This is a genomic window from Sphingomonas phoenicis, from assembly GCF_047238005.1.
Lineage (GTDB): Bacteria > Pseudomonadota > Alphaproteobacteria > Sphingomonadales > Sphingomonadaceae > Sphingomonas.
The window spans coordinates 3,405,525-3,430,352 of record NZ_JBDFMC010000002.1; the positions used below are offsets into that span (position 1 = coordinate 3,405,525).

24 protein-coding genes are annotated in these 24,828 nt (G+C 69.4%); 7 read left to right on the top strand and 17 right to left on the bottom strand.

The window, feature by feature from the left end; all coding sequences use genetic code 11:
- Positions 1–51: 51 nt before the first annotated feature.
- Entirely contained in the window at positions 52–2,778 is a 2,727-nt protein-coding gene (locus ABC319_RS17045; protein WP_459565471.1) for a [protein-PII] uridylyltransferase, read from the bottom strand.
- A gap of 136 nt (positions 2,779–2,914) precedes the next feature.
- Between ABC319_RS17045 and ABC319_RS17050 the strand changes: the two genes are divergently transcribed.
- Positions 2,915–3,250 carry a DMT family protein gene (locus ABC319_RS17050; protein ID WP_413071737.1) on the top strand — a complete coding sequence of 112 codons (336 nt, stop codon included), beginning with the start codon at positions 2,915–2,917 and terminating at the stop codon, positions 3,248–3,250.
- A 10-nt stretch (positions 3,251–3,260) separates the two neighbouring features.
- On the opposite strand, the gene mutS is transcribed toward ABC319_RS17050, so the two are convergent.
- The 3 genes from mutS to ABC319_RS17065 are packed head-to-tail and all read right to left on the bottom strand — an operon-like array spanning position 3,261 to position 6,322.
- Positions 3,261–5,837: a DNA mismatch repair protein MutS gene (mutS, locus tag ABC319_RS17055; RefSeq protein WP_413071738.1), complete on the bottom strand. Its 2,577-nt coding sequence runs from the start codon at positions 5,835–5,837 to the stop codon at positions 3,261–3,263.
- Between the two features lie 31 nt (positions 5,838–5,868).
- Positions 5,869–6,141 (bottom strand): type II toxin-antitoxin system RelE/ParE family toxin, encoded by a 273-nt coding sequence (locus tag ABC319_RS17060; protein ID WP_413071372.1) that lies wholly within the window; start codon positions 6,139–6,141, stop codon positions 5,869–5,871.
- Entirely contained in the window at positions 6,134–6,322 is a 189-nt protein-coding gene (locus tag ABC319_RS17065; protein ID WP_413071373.1) for a hypothetical protein, read from the bottom strand. The genes ABC319_RS17060 and ABC319_RS17065 overlap by 8 nt, the downstream gene beginning before the upstream one ends.
- Positions 6,323–6,420: 98 nt before the next feature.
- Here ABC319_RS17065 and ABC319_RS17070 point away from each other — a divergent pair, with 98 nt between their 5' ends.
- Positions 6,421–8,679 (top strand): NADP-dependent malic enzyme, encoded by a 2,259-nt coding sequence (locus ABC319_RS17070; RefSeq protein ID WP_413071374.1) that lies wholly within the window; start codon positions 6,421–6,423, stop codon positions 8,677–8,679.
- Positions 8,680–8,893: 214 nt separating this feature from the next.
- Positions 8,894–9,544: a peptidylprolyl isomerase gene (locus ABC319_RS17075; RefSeq protein ID WP_413071375.1), complete on the top strand. Its 651-nt coding sequence runs from the start codon at positions 8,894–8,896 to the stop codon at positions 9,542–9,544.
- A 25-nt stretch (positions 9,545–9,569) separates the two neighbouring features.
- Here the strand turns inward: ABC319_RS17075 and ABC319_RS17080 are convergent, their stop codons facing one another.
- Together ABC319_RS17080 and ABC319_RS17085 are read right to left on the bottom strand one after the other, a co-directional pair.
- Positions 9,570–9,989: a hypothetical protein gene (locus ABC319_RS17080; RefSeq protein ID WP_413071376.1), complete on the bottom strand. Its 420-nt coding sequence runs from the start codon at positions 9,987–9,989 to the stop codon at positions 9,570–9,572.
- Between the two features lie 578 nt (positions 9,990–10,567).
- The gene (locus ABC319_RS17085) at positions 10,568–11,356 is read right to left on the bottom strand and encodes an SDR family oxidoreductase (protein ID WP_413071377.1); all 789 of its coding nucleotides are present in this window, start codon (positions 11,354–11,356) and stop codon (positions 10,568–10,570) included.
- Between the two features lie 138 nt (positions 11,357–11,494).
- Here ABC319_RS17085 and ABC319_RS17090 point away from each other — a divergent pair, with 138 nt between their 5' ends.
- Together ABC319_RS17090 and ABC319_RS17095 are read left to right on the top strand one after the other, a co-directional pair.
- The gene (locus tag ABC319_RS17090) at positions 11,495–13,378 is read left to right on the top strand and encodes a M1 family metallopeptidase (protein ID WP_413071378.1); all 1,884 of its coding nucleotides are present in this window, start codon (positions 11,495–11,497) and stop codon (positions 13,376–13,378) included.
- A gap of 130 nt (positions 13,379–13,508) precedes the next feature.
- Positions 13,509–14,021: a CHAP domain-containing protein gene (locus tag ABC319_RS17095; protein ID WP_413071379.1), complete on the top strand. Its 513-nt coding sequence runs from the start codon at positions 13,509–13,511 to the stop codon at positions 14,019–14,021.
- 3 nt (positions 14,022–14,024) lie between these two features.
- Here ABC319_RS17095 and msrB read toward each other — a convergent pair whose 3' ends face one another.
- The 3 genes from msrB to ABC319_RS17110 are packed head-to-tail and all read right to left on the bottom strand — an operon-like array spanning position 14,025 to position 16,680.
- Entirely contained in the window at positions 14,025–14,516 is a 492-nt protein-coding gene (msrB, locus tag ABC319_RS17100; protein WP_413071380.1) for a peptide-methionine (R)-S-oxide reductase MsrB, read from the bottom strand.
- Positions 14,517–14,548: 32 nt separating this feature from the next.
- Positions 14,549–15,769, bottom strand: a complete 1,221-nt coding sequence (locus ABC319_RS17105) for an ABC transporter permease (protein ID WP_413071381.1) — start codon at positions 15,767–15,769, stop codon at positions 14,549–14,551.
- Positions 15,766–16,680, bottom strand: a complete 915-nt coding sequence (locus ABC319_RS17110) for an ABC transporter ATP-binding protein (RefSeq protein WP_413071739.1) — start codon at positions 16,678–16,680, stop codon at positions 15,766–15,768. Before ABC319_RS17110 ends, ABC319_RS17105 begins: the two co-directional genes overlap by 4 nt.
- A 72-nt stretch (positions 16,681–16,752) precedes the next feature.
- Here ABC319_RS17110 and queG point away from each other — a divergent pair, with 72 nt between their 5' ends.
- Positions 16,753–17,808, top strand: coding sequence for a tRNA epoxyqueuosine(34) reductase QueG (gene queG / locus ABC319_RS17115; RefSeq protein ID WP_413071382.1), 1,056 nt, complete (start codon positions 16,753–16,755; stop codon positions 17,806–17,808).
- Here the strand turns inward: queG and ABC319_RS17120 are convergent.
- Both ABC319_RS17120 and ABC319_RS17125 read right to left on the bottom strand, forming a co-directional pair.
- Positions 17,783–18,157 (bottom strand): hypothetical protein, encoded by a 375-nt coding sequence (locus ABC319_RS17120; RefSeq protein ID WP_413071383.1) that lies wholly within the window; start codon positions 18,155–18,157, stop codon positions 17,783–17,785. The two genes, queG and ABC319_RS17120, sit on opposite strands and share 26 nt — an antisense overlap.
- Positions 18,154–18,867, bottom strand: coding sequence for an EI24 domain-containing protein (locus ABC319_RS17125; RefSeq protein WP_413071384.1), 714 nt, complete (start codon positions 18,865–18,867; stop codon positions 18,154–18,156). The genes ABC319_RS17120 and ABC319_RS17125 overlap by 4 nt, the downstream gene beginning before the upstream one ends.
- Before the next feature lie 59 nt (positions 18,868–18,926).
- On the opposite strand from ABC319_RS17125, the gene ABC319_RS17130 reads away from it, so the two are divergent.
- The gene (locus ABC319_RS17130) at positions 18,927–19,919 is read left to right on the top strand and encodes an adenosine kinase (protein ID WP_413071385.1); all 993 of its coding nucleotides are present in this window, start codon (positions 18,927–18,929) and stop codon (positions 19,917–19,919) included.
- 239 nt (positions 19,920–20,158) lie between these two features.
- Here the strand turns inward: ABC319_RS17130 and ABC319_RS17135 are convergent, their stop codons facing one another.
- From ABC319_RS17135 to hisH, 6 genes are all read right to left on the bottom strand, one after another.
- Positions 20,159–21,709: an amino acid permease gene (locus tag ABC319_RS17135; RefSeq protein ID WP_413071386.1), complete on the bottom strand. Its 1,551-nt coding sequence runs from the start codon at positions 21,707–21,709 to the stop codon at positions 20,159–20,161.
- 108 nt (positions 21,710–21,817) lie between these two features.
- Positions 21,818–22,204 (bottom strand): histidine triad nucleotide-binding protein, encoded by a 387-nt coding sequence (locus tag ABC319_RS17140; protein WP_413071387.1) that lies wholly within the window; start codon positions 22,202–22,204, stop codon positions 21,818–21,820.
- 176 nt (positions 22,205–22,380) lie between these two features.
- Entirely contained in the window at positions 22,381–22,692 is a 312-nt protein-coding gene (locus ABC319_RS17145; RefSeq protein ID WP_413071388.1) for a phosphoribosyl-ATP diphosphatase, read from the bottom strand.
- 11 nt (positions 22,693–22,703) lie between these two features.
- The gene (gene hisF / locus ABC319_RS17150) at positions 22,704–23,465 is read right to left on the bottom strand and encodes an imidazole glycerol phosphate synthase subunit HisF (RefSeq protein WP_413071389.1); all 762 of its coding nucleotides are present in this window, start codon (positions 23,463–23,465) and stop codon (positions 22,704–22,706) included.
- The gene (gene hisA / locus ABC319_RS17155; RefSeq protein ID WP_413071390.1) at positions 23,462–24,232 is read right to left on the bottom strand and encodes a 1-(5-phosphoribosyl)-5-[(5-phosphoribosylamino)methylideneamino]imidazole-4-carboxamide isomerase; all 771 of its coding nucleotides are present in this window, start codon (positions 24,230–24,232) and stop codon (positions 23,462–23,464) included. The genes hisF and hisA overlap by 4 nt, the downstream gene beginning before the upstream one ends.
- Positions 24,220–24,825: an imidazole glycerol phosphate synthase subunit HisH gene (hisH, locus tag ABC319_RS17160; RefSeq protein WP_413071391.1), complete on the bottom strand. Its 606-nt coding sequence runs from the start codon at positions 24,823–24,825 to the stop codon at positions 24,220–24,222. The genes hisA and hisH overlap by 13 nt, the downstream gene beginning before the upstream one ends.
- Positions 24,826–24,828 lie beyond the last annotated feature (3 nt).

Here is a 24,828-nt window from a genome sequence, read left to right on the forward strand (position 1 = left end):
CGAAGGGGCAGGGGCCGGTCCGCCACGCCAGGCGGGCCGGCCCTTTCCGTTTCAGGCCGCCACCGCCTCGCTGGCGCCCGCCGCCGCATCCAGCAGCCGCTTCTCCAGCGCGCGCAGCCGCGGCAGCGCGGTGATGCGGTCGCCGGTCAGGTCCGTCAGGTAGAAGGTGTCGACCGCGCGTTCGCCATAGGTCGCGACATGGGCGGAATGGATCGTCACCTTCGACTGGAACAGCGCATGGGCCAGCTGGTTCAGCAGCGCCGGCCGGTCGCGCGCGTTCACCTCCACCACCGTGAAGCGATTGGACGCGGCATTGTCGATCAGCACGTTGGGCTGGATCGAGAACGCCTCCGCCCGCGTCCGTGCCGCCGGCTTGGCGACCAGCCGGTCGGTCAGCTTGCCGCGATTGGCCAGCGCGTCGCGGATCGACGTCTCCAGCCGCGCCAGCTGGCCGGGATCGTCGAACGGCCGCCCGAACGGGTCCTGCACCAGGAAATTGTCGATCGCCATGCCGTCGCGCGTCGTGTGGATGCGCGCGTCGATGATGTTGCCGCCCGCGACATGGATCGCCCCGGCGATGCGATAGAACAGCCCCGGATGATCGGCGGCATAGATCGTCACCAACGTCGCGCCGCGCTCGGGATAGACCTGCGCACGGATCACCAGCGCCGCGTCGCCCGCCGCATCCATGAGCCGCGCGTTGCTCTCCAGCACGTCCTCGGGCTCGGCGATCCAGTAGGGCGGGGGCAGTCGCCGCACCAGCGCCGCGAACCGCGCCTCGTCCCAGCCCAGCCGCTCCAGCAGGTGGGTCTGCTTGGCGGCGATCCGCTCGTCGCGCCCGCGCTGCTTGTGGCCCAGCCGCAGCACCTCCTCCGCCGCCTCGTACAGGCTGGCGAGCAGCTGCCGCTTCCACCCGTTCCACGTACCCGGGCCGACCGCGCGGATATCGACGACGGTCAGCACCAGGAGCAGGCGCAGCCGTTCCGGGCTGGCGACCGTGGTGGCGAAATCCAGGATCGTCTTGAAATCGGCCAGGTCGCGCTTGAACGCGGTGGCCGACATCAGCAGGTGATACCGGACCAGCCACGCCACCGTCTCGGTCTCCGCGGCACTCAGGCCGAACCGCGGGCACAGCCGCTCCGCCACCGCCGCGCCCAGAATCGAGTGGTCGCCGCCCCGGCCCTTGGCGATGTCGTGCAGCAGCACCGCCACCCTCAGCACGCGGCGCGACACGATCTGGTCGATGATCGCGGTGGCGAGCGGGTGATCCTCCTTCAGCGTGCCCGCCTCGATCCGGGCAACCAGCCCGATCGCCTGGATCGTATGCTCGTCGACGGTGAAGTGGTGGTACATGTCGAACTGCATCTGCGCGACCACGCGGGCGAAGTCGGGCACGAACCGGCCGAACACGCCCGCCTCGTTCATCCAGCGCAGCACCAGTTCGGGATCGCCGGGGCTGGTCAGCACCTCCAGGAAGATCGCGTTGGCGCGCGGATCGCTGCGATACTCGTCGATCAGCTTGGCATCGCGCGCCGCCGCCCGCATCGCCAGCGGATGGATCTCCAGCCCCTCGGCATCGGCGAGCGCGAAGATCTCCAGCAGCCGCACCGGATCCTCGGCGAAGAACCCGTCGTGCGGCAAGGCAAGCCGCCCGCGATCCAGCACGAACCCGTGCAGCCGCTTCGGGCTGCGCCGTAGCGCCGGCAGGCCCAGTCGCCGGCCGCGTCCGGCGAACCGCTCGTCCAGATGCGCCATGAACACGCCGGTCAGCGTGCCGACGGTGCGCGCCTGCAGGAAATAGAATTGCATGAACCGCTCGACCGCGGGCTTGCCGGCGCGGTCGCGAAACCGCATCCGCGCCGCCACCTCGCGCTGCACGTCGAAGGTCAGCCGGTCTTCCGCCCGGCCGGTGATGACGTGCAGGTGGCACCTGACCGCCCACAGGAACTCGTCGGCGCGGTGGAACAGCCGGTATTCGGCGGGAGTGAACAGCCCGACATCGACCAGCTGGCGCGCCCGCTGCACGTCGTACACATATTTACCGATCCAGAAGAGCGCGTGCAGGTCGCGCAACCCGCCCTTGCCCTCCTTCACGTTCGGCTCGACGACATAGCGGGTGTCGCCCATCCTGACGTGCCGGGCGTTCCGCTCCGCCAGCTTGTCCGCCACGAACCGCCTCTCGGTGCCGCGCTGCACCTCCGCCTTGAACCGGCGCGACGCCTCGTCATACACGTCCTGGTCGCCGGTGACGTAGCGTCCCTCGAGCAGCGCGGTGCGCACCGTCACATCGGCCTTCGCCTGCCGGATCATCTCGTCCAGCGACCGGCTGCTATGGCCGACCTTCAGGCCCAGGTCCCACATGCCGTACAGCATCGCCTCGATCACCTGCTCGGCGGCCGGGGTCGCCCGTGCAGCGGTGACGAAGCCGATATCGACGTCCGAATGCGCGGCCATCTCGCCGCGGCCATATCCCCCAACGGCCAGCACCACCATCGGCTGGTCGGCGGGATGCAGCCGCACCGACACCAGCTCGAACAGCACGCGCACCAGCTGGTCGATCAGGTACGCCTGCGCCGCGCCGACCTCCAGCCCCTTGGTCGGATGCTCCGCCAGCCGCCGCGCGATCTCGCTGCGCCCGGCATCCAGCGCCCCGCGCAGTAACGGGATCGCCGCTGCACGCAGGCCGGCGTCGGGCAGCGCCCCGACCGCCTCGGCCAGCGCCCTGCGGTCCACGATCGCCCGTCGATTGGGCAGGGTGTCGAAACGGCTCATCGCCATGCTACATGGCCGCACACCGCCGCAAAGGCCAGCCTCGCCGGTCCGCACGCCCGGTCGTCGGGCACCCGGAAACATGAAGAAAACGTCACGCCCGGGCGGCTATCCCGACCCGTCCCGGTCGGGCATGGTCGCCGCCATGCCGACGATCCTGCTCCTCACCGCCTCGAACATCTTCATGACGACCGCCTGGTACTGGCACCTGAAGGGCGGGGCTAGCAAGCCGCTCTATGTCGTCATCGCGATCAGCTGGGGTATCGCGCTGTTCGAATACTGCCTCGCCGTCCCGGCCAACCGCATCGGTTATGCGTCCGGCTGGAGCGCGGGCCAGCTGAAGGTGACGCAGGAGGTAATCGCGCTCGCCGTCTTCGGCATCTTCATGGTCACGATCCTCGGCGAACCCGTCACCTGGCGCCACGCCGCCGCCTTCGCCTGCCTGATCGGCGCCGCCGCTTTCCTGTTCGTCGGCCGATAGGGCGCCGTCGTCACCCCTCCCGCACCAGCGCCTTCAGCTGGTACAGCCGGTCCAGCGCCTCGCGCGGGGTCAGGGCGTCGACGTCCAGCGCCTCCACCGCCAGCCGCACCGGATCGCCCTGCGGCTCCTCGATCTTCGCGGCGGCGGCGGCGAACAGGGGCAGGTCGTCCAGCCCCGCTGCCAGCCCGCCGGTCTTCGCGCGCCCCGCCTCCAGCTTGGCCAGCACCGATTTCGCACGCGCCACCGTCTGCGGCGCCATCCCGGCCAGCCGCGCCACCGCCAGCCCGTAGCTGCGGTCCGCCGGCCCGTCGGCCAGCTCGTGGAGCAGCACCAGCTCGCCCTTCCACTCGCGCGCGCGGACGTGATGCAGCGACAGTGCGTCGCACCGCTCCGCCAGCCGCGTCAGCTCGTGATAATGCGTCGCGAACAGGCAACGGCAGCGATTTTCCTCGTGGATCGCCTCCACGACCGCCCAGGCGATCGCCAAGCCGTCATAGGTGCTGGTGCCGCGTCCGACCTCGTCCAGGATCACGAAGCTGCGCGGGCCCGCCTGCGCCAGGATTGCCGCCGTCTCCACCATCTCGACCATGAAGGTCGATCGCCCGCGTGCCAGATTGTCCGATGCGCCGACCCGGCTGAACAGCCGGTCGACCAGCCCCAGCGTCGCCGCGGTCGCCGGCACGTAACTGCCCGCCTGCACCAGCACCGCGATCAGCGCGTTCTGCCGCAGGAAGGTCGACTTGCCGCCCATGTTCGGTCCCGTGACCAGCCACAGCCGCGACGATTCCGACAGGCGGCAGTCGTTGGCGACGAACCGCTCGCCCGATTTCGCCACCGCCGCCTCGACCACCGGGTGGCGCCCGCCCTCTACCTCGAAACAGGCATGCTCGACCAATGTCGGCCGCGCCCAGCCACCTTCCGCAGCCCGCTCGGCCAGCCCCGCCGCCACGTCCAGCCGGGCGAGCGCGTCCGCCGTCGCCGCGATCGGCTCGCGGCCGGCCAGCGCCGTCGCGGTCAGTTCCTCCAAGTGCGCCGCCTCCGCCGCCAGCGCGTGTGCGCCCGCCTGCGACACCTTCACCGCCACCTCGTGCAGCGCCGGCGTGTTGAAGCGGACGACGCCGGCCAGCGTCTGGCGGTGGGTGAAGCCGCTGTCGGGCTTCATCAGCGCATCCGCCGCGCGCGCCGGCACCTCGACATGGTAACCCAGCACATTGTTGTGCCGCACCTTCAGCGCCGTGACCCCGGTGGCGCTCCGCATCTCCGCCTCCAGCGCCGCGATCGCCCGCCGTCCGCCTGCCCCTGCGTCGCGCAGATCGTCCAGCGCCACGTCGTACCCCGCCGCGATATAGCCGCCCGCACTGGCCTCGATCGGGGGGGAGGGGACCAGCGCCCGGCGCAGCAGGTCGATCAGCGCACCGTGTCCGCGCAGCTGCGGTGCGATGGTCGCCAGCAGCGCCGGGCCGCCATCCGCGATCCGCTCCCCCAGCGTCCATGCCGCGTCCAGTCCGTCGCGCAGCTGGCCCAGATCGCGCGGACTGCCGCGCCCCGCCGCCAGCCGCCCCAGCGCGCGGCCGATGTCGGGCAGCGCCCGGAGCGCCGCGCGCAGTCGCTCGCGCAGCGCCGCATCGTCGTGCAGCCACGCCACCAGGTCCAGCCGCGCCTCGATCGCCGCCCGGTCCATCAGCGGCGCGCCGATATCCGCCGCCAGCAGCCGCGCACCGGCGCCCGTCACCGTCCGGTCGACCGCGTCGAGCAGCGATCCCTTGCGCTGCCCGGCGGCGGTGCAGGTCAGCTCCAGGCTTTCGCGTGTCGCCGCATCGACCGCCATTGTCGTCGCCGCGCGGTGCACCACCGGTGGTCGCAGGAAGGGCAGGGCGCCCTTGGCGGTGTGGTCCAGATACGCGACCAGCCCGCCCGCCGCGGCCAGTTCCGCGCGCCCGAACTGGCCGAATCCGTCCAGCGTCGCGACCGCGAACTGCCGCTTCAGCCGCGCCTCGCCCGCGCCGCTGTCGAACTCGCCCTTCGGCCGCAGCGTCGTCGCCGCCTCGGCAAAGGCGCTCGCCTCCGACGCGACGACTTCGGCCGCGCCCAGTCGCGCCAGTTCCGCCGCCACCGCGTCCGGCGCCAGTGCGATGACCTGGAACCGGCCGGTCGACACGTCGGCCGCCGCCAGCGCCACGCTCCCTGCCGTCTCGCCGATCGCCACGCACCAGTTGTCCGATCGCGCATCGAGCAGCGCTTCCTCGGTCAGCGTGCCGGCGGTGACGACGCGGACGATCGCGCGGTTGACGAGCGCCTTCGATCCCCGCGCCTTGCGCGCCGCCTCCGGACTCTCGGTCTGCTCGGCGATGGCGACGCGGTGTCCGGCCTTGATCAGCCGCTGGAGATAGGCGGTCGCGGCATGCACCGGCACGCCGCACATCGGCACCTTCTCGCCGTCATGCTCGCCCCGTGCGGTCAGCGCGATGTCCAGCACCCCGCTCGCGATCCGCGCATCCTCGAAGAACAGCTCGAAGAAATCGCCCATGCGATAGAAGAGCAGGCAATCCTGCGCCTCGGCCTTCAGGGCATGATATTGCGCCATCATCGGCGTGGGGGTGGTGGTCATCGGGGCGCGATCATTCGGGGCGGCGTGCGCCGTGTTTGACAGAGAGGATGAAGACGGACTCACCATCGACGCTATAGCGGAGAATGTAAGGCGGTACGGTCACCAGTTCGCGGTCGCCGTCGCTCGTCGGTCGACCGCGGTGCGGAAAGTCGCGCAGGCTCTCGCCCAGCGTGAAAAGGCGCACGAAATAGCGGGTGGCGGCGGTGGGATTGAACTGCTCGAGGTAGGTTATGATGTCGTCGAGATCGTCAAGGGCGTCGTTGCGCCAAACGACTCTAGCCATCCTGTTCCGCTAACCAGTCGGCGAAATCCTTCCGGCCGGGCTTTCCCCAGGTCAGCAACCACCGCCCGACCACGACATGCTCTACCCCTTCGCCGGCTGCGTACATCGATTTCGCGCGCGCGAAGTCGGCGCGTGTCGGCTCGCGACCCGGGCGAGGCGGAAGGCCGAACTCCTGCTTCATGCCGGGGAGTATAATCCATCGCCCGGTGCTTGCCCAGCCGGGTTGAAAGCCCCGCCCGAAACCGCCTAGAGCCGTGACGTCCAGATCCGGGAGCCATCATGTCCGACCCCGTCAACGTCCAGTTCTCCGAGCGCGAGGCGCTGCTGTTCCACTCGGAAGGACGGCCGGGCAAGATCGAGATCGTGGCGTCCAAGCCGATGGCGACGCAGCGCGATCTGGCGCTCGCCTATTCGCCGGGCGTCGCGGTGCCGGTGCAGGCGATCGCCGACGATCCCGCCACCGCCTACGACTATACCACCAAGGGCAACCTGGTCGCCGTCATCTCGAACGGTACCGCGATCCTCGGCATGGGCAATCTCGGCGCGCTGGCGTCGAAGCCGGTGATGGAAGGCAAGGCGGTCCTGTTCAAGCGCTTCGCCGACGTCGATTCGATCGATATCGAGCTGAAGACCGAGGACGTGAACCGCTTCATCGACGCGGTCGAGCTGATGGAGCCCAGCTTCGGCGGCATCAACCTCGAGGATATCAAGGCGCCCGAATGCTTCATCATCGAGCAGACCTTGCGCGAGCGGATGAACATCCCCGTCTTCCATGACGACCAGCACGGCACCGCGATCATCTGCGCCGCCGGCCTCATCAACGCCTGCATGCTCACCGGCCGCGCCATGGCCGATGTGAAGGTCGTGGTGAACGGCGCCGGCGCCGCCGCGATCGCCTGCACCGAGCTGATGAAGGCGATGGGCGTGCGCGCCGACAACGTCATCATGTGCGACCGCACCGGCGTCATCTACCAGGGCCGCGACGACGTGAACCAGTGGCAATCGGCCCATGCCGCCGCCACCGATCGCCGCACCCTGACCGAGGCGCTGCACGGCGCCGACGTGTTCCTGGGCCTGTCCGCCGCCGGCGCGCTGAAGCCCGAGATGGTGAAGGACATGGCGCCCCGCCCGATCATCTTCGCCATGGCCAATCCGGAGCCGGAGATCCGCCCCGAACTGGCCAAGGCCGCGCGTCCCGACGCGATCGTCGCCACCGGCCGCTCGGATTATCCCAACCAGGTCAACAACGTCCTGGGCTTCCCCTTCATCTTCCGCGGCGCGCTCGACGTGCGGGCGACCGGCATCAACGACGAGATGAAGATCGCCGCCGCCCGCGCCATCGCCGAGCTGGCGCGCGAGCGGGTGCCCGAGGAGGTCGCGATCGCCTACGGCACCCGCCACAGCTTCGGTCCCGAGTATATCATCCCCGCGCCGTTCGATCCGCGCCTGATGGAGGTGGTGCCCGCCGCCGTCGCGCGCGCGGCGATGGATTCGGGCGTCGCGACCAAGCCGATTCTCGACATGGAGGCCTATCGCCAGTCGCTGCGCGCCCGCCTCAATCCCACCACCTCGCTCCTGACCCTGGCGTACGAGGGGGCCAAGGCGCATCCCCGCCGCGTCCTGTTCGCCGAGGGCGAGGAGGAGGTCGTGCTGCGCGCCGCCATCGCGTTCAAGGAGGGCGGCTACGGCACCCCGGTGCTGGTCGGCCGCGACGACGTCCACGACCGGCTCCGCGCCCTCGGCGTCACCGCGCCGGAGGAGTATGAGGTCCACAACAGCCGCCACTCGCCGCTGGTCCCGCGCATGGTCGACTTCCTCTACGAGCGCGTCCAGCGCCGCGGCTTCCTGCGCCGCGACGTCGAGCGGATGATCAACCAGGACCGCAACATCTTCGGCGCCGTGCTGCTCCAGCTGGGCGAGGCGGAGGCGATGATCACCGGCATCACCCGCACCTGGGCGCACACCATGCGCGAGGTGAAGCGCGTGATCGATCCCGAGCCCGGCCGCACCCCCTTCGGCATTCACATCCTGGTCGGGCAGAGCCACACCGTCTTCATCGCCGACACCACCGTCAACGAGCGACCGTCTGCCGAGGAGCTGGCCGACATCGCCGTCCAGACCGCACAGGTCGCCCGCCGCATGGGTCACGAGCCGCGCGTCGCCTTCCTCAGCTATTCCACCTTCGGCAATCCCGAGGGCCATTATCTGGAGAATATCCGCGCCGCCGTCGGCGTGCTCGACCGGCGTCAGGTCGGGTTCGAATATGAAGGCGAGATGGCGCCCGACGTCGCGCTCAATCCGAAGCAGCTCGCCAACTACCCCTTCGCGCGCCTGTCGGGCCCGGCCAACGTCCTGATCATGCCGGGGCTCCAGTCCGCCAACATTTCCGCCAAGCTGCTGCGCGAACTGGGCGGCGACAACATGATCGGCCCGGTCCTCGTCGGCCTCGAAAAGCCGGTCCAGATCGCCCCCATGGCCAGCACCGCCAGCGAACTGGTGACGCTCGCCGTGCTGGCGGCAGGGGGGATCGCGCGGTAATCGAGCCACGGTTCACCCCGGAGAAGGCCGGGGGCCGTCGCGGGGACCCGGATAACGGGCAGTATGCTCCCCAAACTGCCATTCGGCTTCGCCGGGGCGACATCCGCGACAAGCTCCGCCGTTGCAGGCCGTCTCCCACCTCACCGTTCTCCCGCGAAGGCGGGAGCCCAGCACCGGTTCCCGCCCTCGCAGGGACACAAGATAGCGCGATGCCGTGAAACTCCTTTTCGTCCTCATCCCGGCCGCCCTCGCCGCCCTCACGCCCGCCGCGGCGCAGGCCCCCGGCGCCCGTCCCGGCATCGTCCGCGTCCGCCTCGACACCGGCCTCGGCCCGATCATGGTCGCGCTCGACACCCGCCGCGCGCCCAGGACCAGCGCCAACTTCCTCGCCTATGTCGACGACGGCCGCTTCGACGGCACCGTCTTCTACCGCGCCGCCCGCAGCAAGGCGGACCCGACCCGCGGCTTCATCCAGGGCGGCATCCGCCAGGACGCGAAGCGCATCCTGCCCAGCTTCCCGCTGGAGCCGACCAGCAGGACCGGCATCCGCCACCTCGACGCCACCATCTCGATGGCCCGCGGCGACAGCCCCGATTCCGCCGGCGGCAATTTCGTCCTCACCGTCGGCCCCACGCCCCAGATGGACGCACGCCCCGGCTATCCCGGCTATGCCGCGTTCGGCCACGTCGTCGGCGGCATGGAGACGGTGAAGCGCATCCTCGCGCTCCCCTCGGGCGGCGGCGTCGACGCGATGAAGGGCCAGATGATCCTCCGCCCCGTCCCCCTCCGCCGCGCCGTCCGCATCGACGGCAAACCCCGGCCGACCAACCACCCCCGCGTGTGGAAACTGTTCGAGCGGCGGTGAAGCAGGAGTTGGTGGTGAGCGGACATCAACGAGGGTCGGTAGTCGAATGCTCTCGTCCTGCCACATACGGCCAGACCTTCCTGCGATCCGACTTAAGATGATGATCTTCGTAGCGCGCATTTGAGCCATCGTTCCACAGATCGTAGACCTTCGGCCCTCCGACCAAAAGCATACGTCGACGTTCGCCCGTGCGATCAAGACGCAAGCTACAACTATCCCTCTCACCAATTTCAAACAGCGTCGCGCGTGGGCCTTTTAGGACACGGGCGGCGCGAACGATGGCGTTTTGCTTTCCTTCAATAAAAGGTTGAACGACCTCACCGTCGATGATGGCCGTAGAATTATCAACAGCGTCTTTCGCCATCTTCCGAAAATGGGATTGACCCCAATCGGTTGGTACAACGATCGAGCATGCAGATGCTTGATCGACCGCAGAAATGGCCATCAAACAGGCTACAGCAGCTCTAAGAGTTGTGCTCAGCATCCGTCTACAAAACACGTCTCGCTAATGTTCGCAACTGGGCGAAAGCGCATGGCCCATCCGCCGAACCGCCATAGCTGGTGCATCATGAAGGGTGATCCACCGCTTCAAGGCTCCCTTCCCTTCAGGGGAGGGCTGGGGTGGGGCCTGTCCACCATCGCCGCCGCTCCGGAGATGCCCTTTCGTCAAGGGAGGAAAGACCAACCTCATATCACCACGCCCAGCAAAGCTTCTGCCACCACCGGGGTCGATGATGTCCTACACCCACCCAAAAAGCGTATGTTCGCCCCATGCGCGATCCGACGCCAAACCCGATCCCGCCACACAGCCATCAGCCTCAACATTCACCGCGCCAATGTTGCGACAGCATCACTGTCGCAACTTCCCCGGCGAACGGGTCAGCTGACGGATCGTACCAAGATCCAGCCACAACCATCGGTAACGAAACGATAAGCCACGCCTGCGCAACCAGCCTCAACATACGCCAAAACCCGCCGCAACCCGCAACTTCCTCAACATTCGCCGCCCTGCGTTACCTCAATCTACGCGTCGATCGACATCCCCACCGTCGCATGCACCAGCCCGCCATCGACCGTGATCGTCTCCCCGATCACATAGTCGCCGGCACGCGAGGCGAGGTAGATCGCTGCTCCCGCCATGTCCTCGGGTCCGCCGATCCGTCTGGCCGGGATGCTCTGCGCCACCGCGTCGCCATGGTCGCGCGCGGCCTTGTTCATGTCGCTGGCGAAGGCGCCCGGCGCGATCGACGTCACGTTGATGCCGTCGCGCACCAGTCGCGCCGCCATCCGCTTGGTCAGGTAGATCAGCGCCGATTTCGACGCGTGATAGCTGTACGTCTCCCACGCATTCAGCCGCTGGCCGTCGATCGAGGTGATGTTGATGACCTTCGCCGGCCGCTCGCGGCTGCCCCCCGCCTTCAGCAGGCCGTGGAGCGACTGCGTCAGGAAGAAGGGCGACTTTACGTTCAGGTCCATCACCTTGTCCCACCCGCTCTCGGGAAACTCCTCGAAGGGCACGCCCCACGCGGCGCCGGCATTGTTGACCAGGATATCCAGCCGCTCCTCCCGCTCGGCCAGCGCCGCCGCCAGCGCGCGGCATCCGTCCACGGTCGAGACGTCGGCGGGCAGGGGGATGCAGTTCGGCCCCAGTTCGGCGGCGGTCTCCTCGCACGCGGGCGCCTTGCGCGACGAGATATAGACCTTCGCCCCCTGCTGCACGAAGCCGCTGGCGATCATCTTGCCGATGCCCCGGCTGCCCCCGGTCACCAGTGCGACACGGCCGTCGAGGCGAAACAGGCTGCTGGTATCCACGGGCACTCTCCTGATGATTTGAACAACGGGTACGGTGGTGGTGGCCGTCGCGCAAGCGGCGTCGGCGCTTTCATGGTCGCGCGGTATGGGCGATCCCGGTCGGGATGGGTAAAGGGGCGGCAACAATCGGAGTATGTCATGCGCGCCTTCCTGCCGCCGTTCCTGTCGCTTGCCCTGATCGCCGCCGCGCCGGCCCCGATGACGGCGCCCGTACTGACCGCGCCCGACGCCCGCGACGTCCACAGCTTCGCCGCGCCGCTCGACGTCCGCGTGACCCATGTCTCGCTCGACCTGACGGCGGACTTCACCGCGAAGCTGCTGCGCGGTACCGCCACCCTGGACGTGCAGGGCAGGGGCAACCGGCTGATCCTGGATGACAACGGGCTCGATATCGCTGCCGTCACCGACGGTCGGGGCCGCACGCTCCGCTACACCGCCGGCACGGTCGTCGACGCCGCCCACGGCGCCCCACTGACCATCGACCTCGATGGCGCGAAGCAGGTGCGCATCGCCTATGCGACCCGGCCCGGGGCAAAGGCGCTGCAATGGCTCGATCCCGCGCAGACCGCCGGCAAGACGCAGCCCTATCTGTTCAGCCAGGGGGAGGCGATCCTCAACCGCAGCTGGATCCCGACGCAGGATTCGCCCGGCATCCGCCAGACATGGGATGCGAAGATCACCGTGCCCCGCCCGTTGACCGCGGTGATGAGCGGCCTGGCGGTCGGCGAGCGGACCTGCACCGCCGCCACCTGCACCTTCGCCTATCGCATGGACAAGCCGGTCGCGCCGTACCTGATCGCGCTGGCGGTCGGCGACCTGAAGTTCCGCGCGACCGGCAAGCGCACCGGCATCTGGACCGAGCCGGCGATGCTCGACAAGGCGGCGTACGAGTTCGGCGAGCTGGAGAAGTTCGTGGCCGCCGCCGAGTCGCTCTATGGTCCCTATCGCTGGGGCCGGTACGACGTCCTCGTCCTGCCGCCCTCCTTTCCATTCGGCGGTATGGAGAACCCGACGCTGACCTTCGCCACGCCGACCGCGATCGCCGGCGACCGCAGCCTCGTCTCGCTGATCGCGCACGAACTGGCGCACAGCTGGTCGGGCAACCTCGTCACCAACGCGACGTGGAACGACTTCTGGTTGAACGAGGGGTTCACCAGCTATTTCGAGAACCGCATCATGGAGCGGCTGTACGGCCAGCGCCGGGCCGCGATGGAGGCGGATCTCGCCTGGACGGACATGCAGGCCGCGGTCGCGGCGGCGGGCGGGCCCGCCTCGCCCGATACGAAGCTGCATCTTGATCTCGCCGCTTCGCGCGACCCCGACGACGGCATGACCCAGATCGCCTATGACAAGGGCGCCACCTTCCTGCGCACGATCGAGAGTGTTGTCGGTCGCGCCCGCTGGGACGCGTACCTGCGCGGCTATTTCGATCGCCACGCCTTCCAGCCGCAGACCAGCGCCGGGTTCCTCAAGGACTTGCGCGCCAATCTGTTGAAAGCGGGTGAGGCGGAGCGGATCGGTGTCGATGTCTGGGTCTACCGCCCCGGCATCCCCGCCAACGCCGTTCATGTCCGCTCCGATGCCTTCCCCGCGATCGACGCCGCGGCGAAGGCCTATGCCGCCGGCGGTCCGGTCGCAGCGGTGCCGGGCGACGTGACGACGCAGGAATATGTCCGCTTCATCACCCAGCTGCCGCGCAGCCTGCCGACCGAGCGGCTGGCGGCGCTGGATCGACGCTTTCGCTGGACAGACACCGGCAACGCCGAGATCCGCTTCGTCTGGCTCGCGCTGACGCTGGCCAACCGCTATCCGCCCGCCACCGCCTCGGCCGAGCAGTTCCTGACCGCGCAGGGTCGCCGCAAATTCGTGGCGCCGCTGTTCGAGCAGTTGTGGGGGCAGGGTGACTGGGGCCGCAATCTGGCCCGGCGAATCTATGCGCGGTCGCGGCCGGGCTATCACGCCGTCACGTCGACCACCGTCGACCGGATCATGGGCTGGAAACCCGGTTCCGGGGCGCAATGAACGGGGCGGGAAGCGGGTCGTCGGCGCGGCAACACGCTTCGTCCGATAAGGTTCCCGCGCCTCTTTCCTAGCGGCGATTATCTCCGTAGCCGACACTCGTACCGTCTGAGAGACCGGGGGGTCTGCAAGAATGTTTCGAGTGTTGGCAGCGCGTTTCGCGCTGGTGTTGTCGTGCGGCCTGACGATGGCGGCTCCTGCCGCCGCCCAGTTCTGGCAGTGCGCGCCCTATGCCCGCCAGATCTCGGGCATCGAGATCCGCGGCAACGCGAACACCTGGTGGAGCCAGGCGGAGGGCCGCTACGATCGCGGCCACGCCCCGCGCGCCGGCGCGGTGCTGGCGTTCGAGGCGACCGGCCGGATGCGCGTCGGCCACGTCGCCATGGTGTCGCAGGTCGTCAACGATCGCGAGGTTCTGCTGACCCATGCCAACTGGTCGCGCCGCGGCGGCGTCGAGACCGACGTGCGCGCGGTCGACGTGTCCGACGCCGGCGACTGGAGCCGCGTCCGGGTATGGTACGGTCCCAACCACGACCTCGGCACGTCGAGCTATCCGACGAAGGGCTTCATCTACGCCGGCCGTCCGCAGGAAGCGCCCGTGCAGTTCGCGCGGACGGCATCTGCCGATCTCGTCAACGGCGGCTGATCGTCAGGCAGTACGGAAAGTCATCGCCACGCCGTTCATGCAATAACGCTTGCCGGTCGGGCGCGGGCCGTCGTCGAACACATGGCCCAGATGGCCGCCACACCGGCTGCAATGCACCTCTACCCGGCTCATCATCAACGATCGGTCGGTGGTCGTGCCGACGGCCTTTGCCAGCGGTGCCCAGAAGCTGGGCCAGCCGGTGCCGCTCTCGAACTTGGTCTTCGAGGAGAACAGGGGCTGGGCGCAACCCTTGCAGGCGAAGGTGCCGGCGCGGTGCTCTTCGTTCAGCGGGCTGCTGAACGGCCGCTCGGTTCCTTCGTGACGCAGGACGTCATAGGCGGCCGGGCCCAGCTTCTTCTTCCACTCGGCGTCGCTCATCGCGACCGGAAAGCGCTCGGCGGCCTCCGCCGATCCCCGACAGCCGAACAGTGCCGCGGCGGTCGCGGACAGGGCGGCGAGACTGAGGAAGCTGCGGCGATCGGCGTTCGTGGTCATGTCGTCGATATGGGGAGCCTTGCGGCGGGCCGCTATCCCCTTCTTCGCCGCCAGAACGGTCGTGCGCTGCCCGATTGCAGCACGCCGCGCCGGAACAGCCGCGCGCCCACCGTGATGAACACCGCCACCCACAGCCCCTGCCATGCCAGCGCCAGCAGATGCGGCCACACCTCCGGCGAGTTGGCCGCGCGCCCCGCCATCGCGAAGGGAGAGGAGAGTGGAAACCACTCCGCCACCGTCGCCACCCAGCTCCCCGGCAACCGCGCCGCGGCGGAGGCGAGGGCGAACATGCCCACTTGCACCAGCGTGATCGGCAGGGACAGCATCTGGATTTCGCGCATGGTCGACGCCTGCGCCCCGACACCCAAGAACACCGACCCCAACAGCAGATAGGCCATCGAGAAATAGGCGGCGAACAGCAGCGCGAAGGTCGGCAAGCCCACCGCCGGGGTGAGGTCGCCGAACGCCGCCGCGGCACCCGCGGGCAGCAATGCGGTCAACTGGCCGAGCACCGTGCCCCAGAATCCGACGAACAGCACCGCGACCCCGAACATCCCGATCAACTTGCCGCCGAACACCGCCTCCAGCGGCACGGCTGCGGCGAGCACCTCGATCACCTTGTTGTTGCGTTCTTCAGCCATAGTGCCGACGACCTGGCCTGCCAGGAACAGCGTCAGGAAGAAGACGCCGAATACCGCCAGAAAGCCCGATTGGTGCTGCCCGCCGATCGACGTCCCCTTGCGCACCGCTTGAATGCGGGTGGCGGTGACGGCGATCGCGCCCGGCTGCTCCGCGGCGACGGTCGCATGTGCCAGCGTCTCCAGATAATTGCCCGTCAGGCGACCCAGCGGCGGCAGCAGAATGGTCGGTCGCCCGAGCTGTCCGTAGAGGACGCCATCGACGTCGTAGGTCCGGTTGGCCATCGCCGCCCGCGCCTGCCGGGCCGGATCGCCCGTTGGGGCAACGATCGAAAGCGTCCCCGGCTGCTCGTCACGCTTGAACAGCCGGCGCAGGCGGGCGTCCTCGTGGATCATCGTTGGCGCCCGGTCCGGCGCGACGATCGCGACGATGCGGGACTTGCCCGCCGCACCGTCGGTAATGCTGGCCGCGCCCAGTCCGCCGATTGCGCCGAACGATCCCATGAACACGGGGGCGAACAGGAACAGGAGGAAGATGGGGGTGAACACCGTCGCCACGAAGTCGCGGCGGGCGATGGTCAGGGTCTGGCGGATGGTGCGACGCAACCGGGTCATGCCGCTGCCTGTTGCCGGCGTTCGGCATCGACGGCATCGACGGCATCGACGGCGCCGACGATGCGGACAAAGGCCTCATGCAGGGTGGGTCGCTCGATCGTCAGGCCGGCAATGCCGTGCCCCGCCTGGATAAGGGGGGTGAGCAGCGGCTCGATACCGCCCGCAGGCAGCGTGAAGCGCCAGCCGGCTCCCTCCGGCATGGCATCGGCGGGTAGCAGCGCCGCGATCGCGGGATCGGCATGGTGAGGCAGGTAGTGGACCTGCGCGGGGAGGGTGGCGCGGGCGTCGTCCACCGTCCCCTCGAACCGGCGCTTGCCGCCGGCGATGATCGCCAGCCGGTCGCACAGCCGCTCGGCATGTGCCATGACGTGGGTGGAGAAGAGGATCGTGGCGCCCCGGTCGCGCTCGGCGACGATCAGCGCCTCCAGCTTCTCCTGATTGACGGGGTCGAGGCCGGAAAAGGGTTCGTCGAGAACGATCAGGTCCGGCTGATGGACGACCGAGCCGAGCAGCTGGACGAGCTGCGCCATTCCCTTCGACAGCTTGCGCACCTTCTCGTCGACGGCGTGAGCCAGCCCCGCCTGTTCGAGCAGGGTCGCGGCACGACGGCGACCCTCGCGCCAGGGCAGACCACGCAGCGCGCCCATGAACGCGATCGCCTCGCGCGCCTTCATCGCGGGGTACAGCCCGCGTTCTTCGGGCAGGTAGCCGACCCGGTCGCTGGCATCGCGCGGCTGGGCGTGCCCAAGGAGGGTTCGCCGACCCTCGTCGGGTTCGATGATGCCCAGCAGCATGCGCAGCGTCGTCGTCTTGCCGGCGCCGTTGGGACCCAGCACGCCGTAGATCGCCCCCGTCGGCACCGCCAGATCGACCCCGTCCACCACGCGGCGCCCCTCGAAACGCTTCACCATGCCCTCGGCGGTCACCGCCCACGCTTCGTTCAACTCATTCCTCCCGCCGCAGGGTCGTGGTAGCGGGCGGATGTGTCGCCCGACAAGCTGGAACACCGTATCAAGCAGAAGGCTGCGGAGCTGGGCTTCGCGGCGTGCGGGATCGCGCGGGCGGATGCCGCGCCGCAGACGGGCGAGCGACTGCGCCGGTGGCTGGCGGATGGCTGTCACGGGGACATGATCTGGATGGAGGAACGGGCGCACCATCGCGAGGCGCCAATGGGGCTGTGGCCCGAGGTGCGCAGCGTGGTGTCGCTGGGGATGAGCTATGCGCCCGCCACCGATCCGCTGGCGTTGGCCGAGGCGGAGGGGATCGGCCGCATCTCGGTCTATGCCCAGGGCGGCGATTATCACGATGTGGTCAAGCGCGCGTTGAAGGCGCTGGGGCGGTGGCTGGTGCAGGAGGCGGCTGGCGACCTGAAGGTGTTCGTCGATACCGCGCCGGTCATGGAGAAGCCGCTGGCGGAGGCGGCGGGAATCGGGTGGCAGGGCAAGCATACCAACCTGGTCAGCCGGGAGCATGGCAGCTGGCTGTTCCTGGGGGCGATCTACACGACGCTGGATCTGGCGCCCGATCGGGGCGGAGTGGACCGGTGCGGACGATGCGACGCGTGCCAGCGGGCGTGTCCGACGGATGCCTTTCCGGCGCCGTACCGGCTGGATGCGCGACGCTGCATCTCGTACCTGACGATCGAGCATCGCGGGGTCATCCCGGCCGAGTTCCGCGAGGGGATCGGCAACCGCATCTATGGCTGCGACGATTGCCTGGCGGTGTGCCCGTGGAACAAGTTCGCGGCGGCCGCGGCGGCGAACCTGGCCTTCGCGCCGCGCGCGGAGCTTGCCGCGCCGGAGCTGGCCGACCTGCTGGCGCTGGACGATGCGGGGTTCCGGCAGGTGTTCGCGGGATCGCCGATCAAGCGGATCGGGCGTGACCGGATGGTGCGCAATGCCTGCATCGCGGCGGGCAACAACGGCGAGGCCGGGCTGCTGCCGTTGCTCAAGACGCTGGCCGACGATCCGGACGAGGGGATCCGCGACGCCGCGTGCTGGGCGGCGTCGCGGATCAGCGACCGCCGTCGCGGCGGGTGAGGGCGGCGACGCAGCTGGCCCGGTCGATCGCGCTGCCATCGGGCTCACGCGCATCGAGATAGGTGACCCGTGGCTCCGCCTGGGTGCGATCGGGGTAGAGATAGGCGTCGAGGACGCAGATGTTGCTGCCGAACTGCAGCTTGCGGGCGGTCCCCTCCCGCACGTCGGCGTCCGGCTGGCCGAAGAGCTGGACGAGGCCCTTCGCGTCCTGGCCGATCACGCGTTCCAGGCCGATGCTGGAATAGGCGACGGGCGGCGGGGCGGTGTTCTGGGGCACGCGGGGGACGGTGGGCGACACGCAGGCGGCGAGGGCGAGCGGCGGCAAAATGGCGTAGCGGGCACGGGTCACGATCGTCTCGCGTGGAAGAGGTGGGTGGCCATCGCCGCGCCGAGTACGGGCGCGAGGAGGTTGACGAAGGGTATGGCCAGCAAGACGGTGCCGCCCAGCCCGAGCAGGAAGCGGCGGCCGCGGGTCGCCCCGCGCCATGCCTTCACCCCGGCGGGATCGAGGTGGCGAACCGCGACCATGTCGCCCAGATCGCGCCCGAGCAGCCAGCCATTGACGAGCAGGAAGGCGATGCCGGTGCCCACCCCGGTGACCAGCAGCGCGACATAGACGGGCACCAGCAGCAGGTTGACGGCGATCACCCGTCCCGCCGCGCGCAACGACTGCGCAGCGGCGCGGTGGAAGGGCAGCGGGCGGGCGGTGCGGAGCGCGCCCGGATAATGACGCCGCTCGACGGCGACGACGATGTCGTCGGCGAACAGGCCCACGGCGGCGACGGCGATGGCGCGAAAGAGCAACCACAGCGAGACGATCGCGATCAGCGTCGCGGCCACCGCCGCCAGCGCGGTGGCGTCCGCCCCCGTCCAGCGTGCCAGCACCGCATCGATCGCCCACCACAGCCCGATGCCCAGCACGCCGAAGAGCGCGAGCGTCACCGCCAGCGATTTGGCCAGCACGGCAAGCACCGCGCGGTCCCCCAGCTGGCCGATCGACAGGAAGAGGTAACGCAGCATCGCCACGGGGATGGCGGGCAGGCGGTGCGCCGTCAACATTGCGTGCGCCCGGCGGCGCCTCTATCGCGGCGGCTTCATTCTTCCCGGAGCCCAGCATCTTGACCAGCCCCGCCTACGACGTCGTCGCCATCGGCAATGCGATCGTCGACATCCTCGCCCAGTCCGACGATGCCTTCCTGGCCGAGCAGGGCATGACCAAGGGGGCCATGCAGCTGGTCTTCTCGCCCGAGGAGGCGGACGCCCTCTATGCCAAGATGGGGCCGGGGCGCGAGGTGTCGGGCGGATCGGCGGCCAACACGCTGGCCGGCATCGCGGCGCTGGGCGGGCGGTGCGCGTTCATCGGCCAGGTCGCCGACGATCAGCTGGGAGAGGTGTTCGCGCACGACATCCGTGCGGCGGGCGTGCGTTTCGACACGACGTCGCGCGCCGGTGCGCCGACGACCGGACGCTGCCTGATCTTCGTGACGCCGGACGGCCAGCGGACGATGAACACGTTCTTGGGCGCATCGCACTTCCTGCCCGAGGGGTCGATCGACCGGGCACTGATCGCCGATGCCGCGTATCTGTATATCGAGGGTTACCTGTGGGACCCGGAAGAGCCGCGCGCGGCGATGCGGGCGGCGATCGACGTGGCGCGGCAGGCGGGGCGGCAGATCGCCTTCACCCTGTCGGCCGAGTTCGTGATCGACCGGTACCGGGCGGATTTCCACGCCCTGATCGATGCCGGGCTGATCGACGTGCTGTTCGCCAACGAGGCCGAGATCATGGCGCTGACGCAAGCGGGCGACGTCGATGCGGCGATCGCGGCGGTGCAGGACAAGGTGCCGACCGTGGTGGTGACGCTGGCCGAGAAAGGCGCGTGCGCCATCCGCGGCGGCGAGCGCACGACGGTACCGGCGGCGCCGGTGGCGGCGGTGATCGACACGACCGGTGCGGGCGACCTGTTCGCGGCCGGCTTCCTGCATGGGCAGGCGCAGGGCCATGACCTGGAGCGGTCGCTGCGGCTGGGCGCGCTGTGTGCCGCCGAGATCATCGGCCATTTCGGGGCACGGCCGCAGGTGGATCTGAAGGCACTGGCAGCTCGGCTGTGACCGGGTTCGACCGCGGAAGGTAAGGCTAAGGTAAGGGCTAAATCGATGTCGATCCGAACCGGAAGGTAAGGCTAAGGTAAGGCCTGCACCGTTGTTCACGCGCGGACGGGAATGTGGTTCGTGGTGAGAAAGAGCCGTTGCGGTCCAGCGGGATACAGGTCAGCCGCCGTGTAGGACAGGCACGAAAAAGGCCGGGGAGCGATCCCCGGCCTTTCCTGTCTGCGTGACGGTGGCGGCGATCAGTGGGTGATGCCGTCGACCGCGTCGTCGACCACCACCTCGACCCGGCCCTGGCCGACATGGCTGGTGCGGTAGCCGTAGAGATAATAGACCACGAGCCCGATCGCGCCCCAGATCACCAGCACGAGCATCGCCGCCGAGGGCAGGTTGAAGAACAGGAAGATGCAGCCGATGATCGTCGCCGGTGCGACGAACCACACGGCGGGCGTGCGGAAGGAGCGTACCCGGTCGGCCGCGGTGCGGCGCAGGATCAGCACCGCGACGGCGACCATCGCGAACGCGTAGAGCGTGCCCGCATTGGCGATGTCCGCCAGTGCGCCGACCGGCAGGAACGCGGCGGCGAACGCGACGGCGGCACCGGTGATCGCGGTGACGACGTGCGGGGTCTTCCACTTGGGATGCACCCTGCTGAGGACGCCGGGCAGGAGGCCGTCGCGGCTCATCACGAAGAAGATGCGGGTCTGGCCGAACAGCAGCACCAGGATCACCGAAGGCAGGGCGACGAAGGCGGCGATGCCCAGCATGTTGCCGATCGTGCCGAAGCCGATCGTGCGCAGGACATGGGCCAGCGCCTCGTTCGAACAGACCAGCGCCTGCGCGTGCTGCGGCAGGGCGCACTGGCGGGCCAGTTCCTCCGAGCCGGCGGGGAAGGGAACGCCACCGGGGCCCATGATCGGCTGGCCGCCGATCGTGCCGATCGCGCCCGCCGCGACCAGGATGTAGAAGACGGTGCAGAACAGCAGCGATCCGATCAGGCCGATCGGCACGTTGCGCTGCGGGTTCTTGGTCTCCTCCGCCGCGGTCGAGACCGCGTCGAAGCCGACATAGGCGAAGAAGATCGTCGCCGCGGCGCCGACCGCGCCGACGCCGGTGCCAAAACCGCCGAAGACGCCGGCGGGCAGGAACGGGTTGAACTCCGATGTATCGATCTTGCCGAAGGTGAGGAAGATGAAGGCGGTGAGCGCCACGACCTTGATCGCGACGAGGACGGCGTTGACCTTCGCGCTTTCGGAGGTGCCGATGATCAGCAGCCAGGTGACGAGGCCCGCGATGACCACTGCCGGCAGGTTGATGAACCCCCCTGCGACGCCGCCCAGCGCCAGCGGCCCGGCCGACAGCCAGACCGGTAGCTGAATGCCGAGGAACTGGTTGAGGATCGTACCGGTGAAATAGCCCGACCAGCCGACCGCGACCGCGGAGGCGGCGACCGCATATTCGAGGACCAGTGCCCAGCCGACCGTCCAGGCGACGAGTTCGCCCATCGTCGCGTAGCTGTAGGTATAGGCGGAGCCCGCGACCGGGATCATCGCCGCGATCTCCGCATAGCAGAGCGCGGCGACGATGCAGATCGCGCCGGCGATGGCGAATGCGAGCATCAGGCCCGGCCCCGCCTTTTGCGCGCCCGCAGCGGTGAGCACGAAGATGCCCGTGCCGATCACCGAACCGATGCCGAACAGGGTCAGCTGGAAAGCCCCCAGCGTGCGGTGGAGCGACTTGCGCTCGGCCGCCGCCAGAATGGCGTCGAGTGGCTTGACGCGCCCGAATATCATCAACCAATTCCCCCCGAGAGGCGCGTCAACGCTGCGCCCTGCCTTGGTAAAGCCGGGATGCTAGCCGCAATTTTGTTGCGTGCAACGCTTTACTGTCACGAAGCTGCGCTATCCGCCGCTGCGCGCGAGCATCGGCCCGAGGGGAGTGCCGCCGAACAGGTGGACGTGGAGGTGGGCGACCTCTTGCCCGCCATGTCCGCCGGTGTTGGCGAGCAGGCGGTAACCGGGTTCGACCAGTCCGTGCCGCCGCGCGACGGTGCCGACCGCGCGGACGAAGCCGGCGATCTCCGCATCGGAGGCGCGTGCGCTGAAATCGTCCCACGAGACATAGGGGCCACGGGGAATGACGAGGATATGCGTCGGCGCCTGCGGCGCGATGTCGTGGAAGGCGATCGCCCACTCGTCCTCGTAGACGCGGGTCGAGGGGATCTCGCCGCGCAGGATGCGGGCGAAGATGTTGGCGTCGTCATAGGGGAGGGTGGCGTCGATCGGCATTGGCGGGGCTCCTGCTGTGTCGGGCGGGTTTGCTTCTAGTGCGTGATGTCCGTTGTTTTCCACATGGTCATCCCGCGCCGGCGGGGATCCAGACGCTGCCGTCTGCAATAGAGCCTCGAACCTTTGCGTATATGGATCCCCGCCTGCGCGGGGATGACGAAGGGGCAAGGCCCCGTTCAGCCCGGCCGTGCCGCCTTCTCGTCGTGGCCCGAGACGCCCTCCCGCCGGACCAGCTCGGCCCGCACGTCGTCGAGCGACAGGCCGGCATCGGCGAGGAGGACGAGCAGGTGGAACAGCAGGTCCGCGGCTTCGGACGCCAGCTTGTCGGGGGTGGTGAGCGCGGCGATGACCGTTTCGGTCGCTTCCTCGCCCAGCTTCTGCGCGATGCGGGGCGTACCCCGGGCGAGCAGGCTGGCGACGTAGCTGGAGCCGGGATCGGCGCCGCGGCGATCGCGGATGGTGGCTTCGAGGCGATCGAGCGCGTCCATGCCGGGGCTCCTCAATGCGTGCGGACGGGAACGCCGGCGGCGGCCAGCGCGCGGTGGGCGTCGGCGACCGATGCCTCGCCGAAATGGAAGATCGAGGCGGCGAGCACCGCGCTGGCATGGCCGTGCGTGATGCCGGCGACCAGATCGTCGAGGCCGCCGACCCCGCCCGAGGCGACCACGGGCACGGTGGTGCGATCGGCGATGGCGCGGACCAGATCGAGGTCGTAGCCGCTGCGCGTCCCGTCCCGGTCCATCGAGGTGACGAGCAATTCGCCCGCGCCGAGATCGGCGAGGTGCAGCGCGTGGGCGACGGCGTCGATCCCGGTCGGGCGGCGGCCGCCATGGGTGAACACCTCCCAGCCATCGCCGCTGCGGCGCGCATCGATGCTGGCGACGCAGCACTGGCTGCCGAACCGGCCGGCGATGTCGGCGACGACCTCCGGCCGGGAGACGGCGGCGGAGTTGACCGCGACCTTGTCGGCCCCGGCCAGCAGCAGCGCGCGGGCGTCGTCGGCGGTACGGACGCCGCCGCCGACGGTCAGCGGCATGAAGCAGACGGTGGCGGTACGGCGGACGACGTCGAGGATGGTGCCGCGATCCTCGTGGCTGGCGGTGATGTCGAGGAAGCAGAGCTCGTCGGCACCCGCGGCGTCATAGGCGCGGGCCTGTTCGACAGGATCGCCGGCGTCGCGCAACTCGATGAAGTTGACGCCCTTGACGACGCGGCCGTTGGCGACGTCGAGGCAGGGGATGACGCGGGCGCGGACCGTCATCGATCCGCCGCCGCGGCCACCGCGAGCGCGGCGGCGAGGTCGAGCCGGCCGTCGTAGAGCGCGCGGCCGGTGATGACGCCCTCCACACCGTCGCGGACGTGCAGGGCGAGGACGTGGATCTCGCCGATCCCCGCGACGCCGCCCGAGGCGATGACCGGGATCGACACCGCGCGGGCGAGGTCGACCGTCGCCTCGACGTTGCAGCCCTTTAAAAGGCCGTCGCGGCCGACATCGGTGAACAGCAGGCTGGCGACGCCGGCATCCTCGAACCGGCGGGCGAGATCGGTGGCGCTGGTGGTCGACACGTCGGCCCAGCCCTTGGTCGCGACCATGCCGTCGCGCGCGTCGACGGCGACGACGATGCCGCCAGGGAATGCCCTGGCCATGTCGCGGACGAACTCCGGCTGTTCCAGCGCGGCGGTGCCGATGACGACGCGGGCGACACCCAGGTCGAACCATGCCTCGACCGCGGCGGGCGTGCGGATGCCGCCCCCCAGCTGGACATGGCCGGGAAAGCGCCGGACGATCGCCTTCACCGCCTCGCCGTTGACGCTTTCGCCCGCGAAGGCGCCATCGAGGTCGACGACGTGGAGGTGCTGGGCGCCCGCATCGGCGAACAGCATCGCCTGATGCGCGGGATCGTCGCCGTATATGGTGGCGCGATCCATATCGCCCTCTGCCAGACGAACGACCTGCCCGCCCTTCAGGTCGATGGCGGGAAAGACGATCAGGCCGTCGCCGGTCGTGCCGGACTTCAGGGGCGCCATGCGAGGAACCTTTCGAGGAGCGCGAGGCCGTAGCGCTGGCTCTTTTCCGGATGGAACTGGACGCCGACCATGGTGTCGCGGCCGATCGCGGCGGTGACGGGGCCGGCATGATCGGTGGTGGCGAGCACGTCCGCCCCCTCGAACGCGAAGCTGTGGAGGAAATAGGCCTCGCCCGCCTCGATCAGCGGATGGGGACCGACCGGCCGCACGTCGTTCCAGCCCATGTGCGGCACCTTGGCCGCCATGGTGCCGGGTTCGAGCCGGCGGACGCGGCCGGCGATCCAGCCGAGGCCGGCATGCGTGCCCATCTCCTCGCCGGTATCGGCCATCAGCTGCATCCCGACGCAGACGCCCAGGAACGGCGTGCCGTCGCGGCGGACGCGGGCGTCCATCGCCTCGACCATTCCGTCGATCGCGCGCAACGCCGCCGCGCTGGCGCCGAACGCGCCGACGCCGGGCAGGACGATGCGGTCGGCGCGCGCGACCAGATCGGGATCCGCGGTGACCGCCAGATCGGTGCAGCCGGCGGCGCGCAGGGCGTTCTCCACCGAGTGGAGATTGCCGGCGCCGTAATCGATCAGGGCCAGGGTCACCGG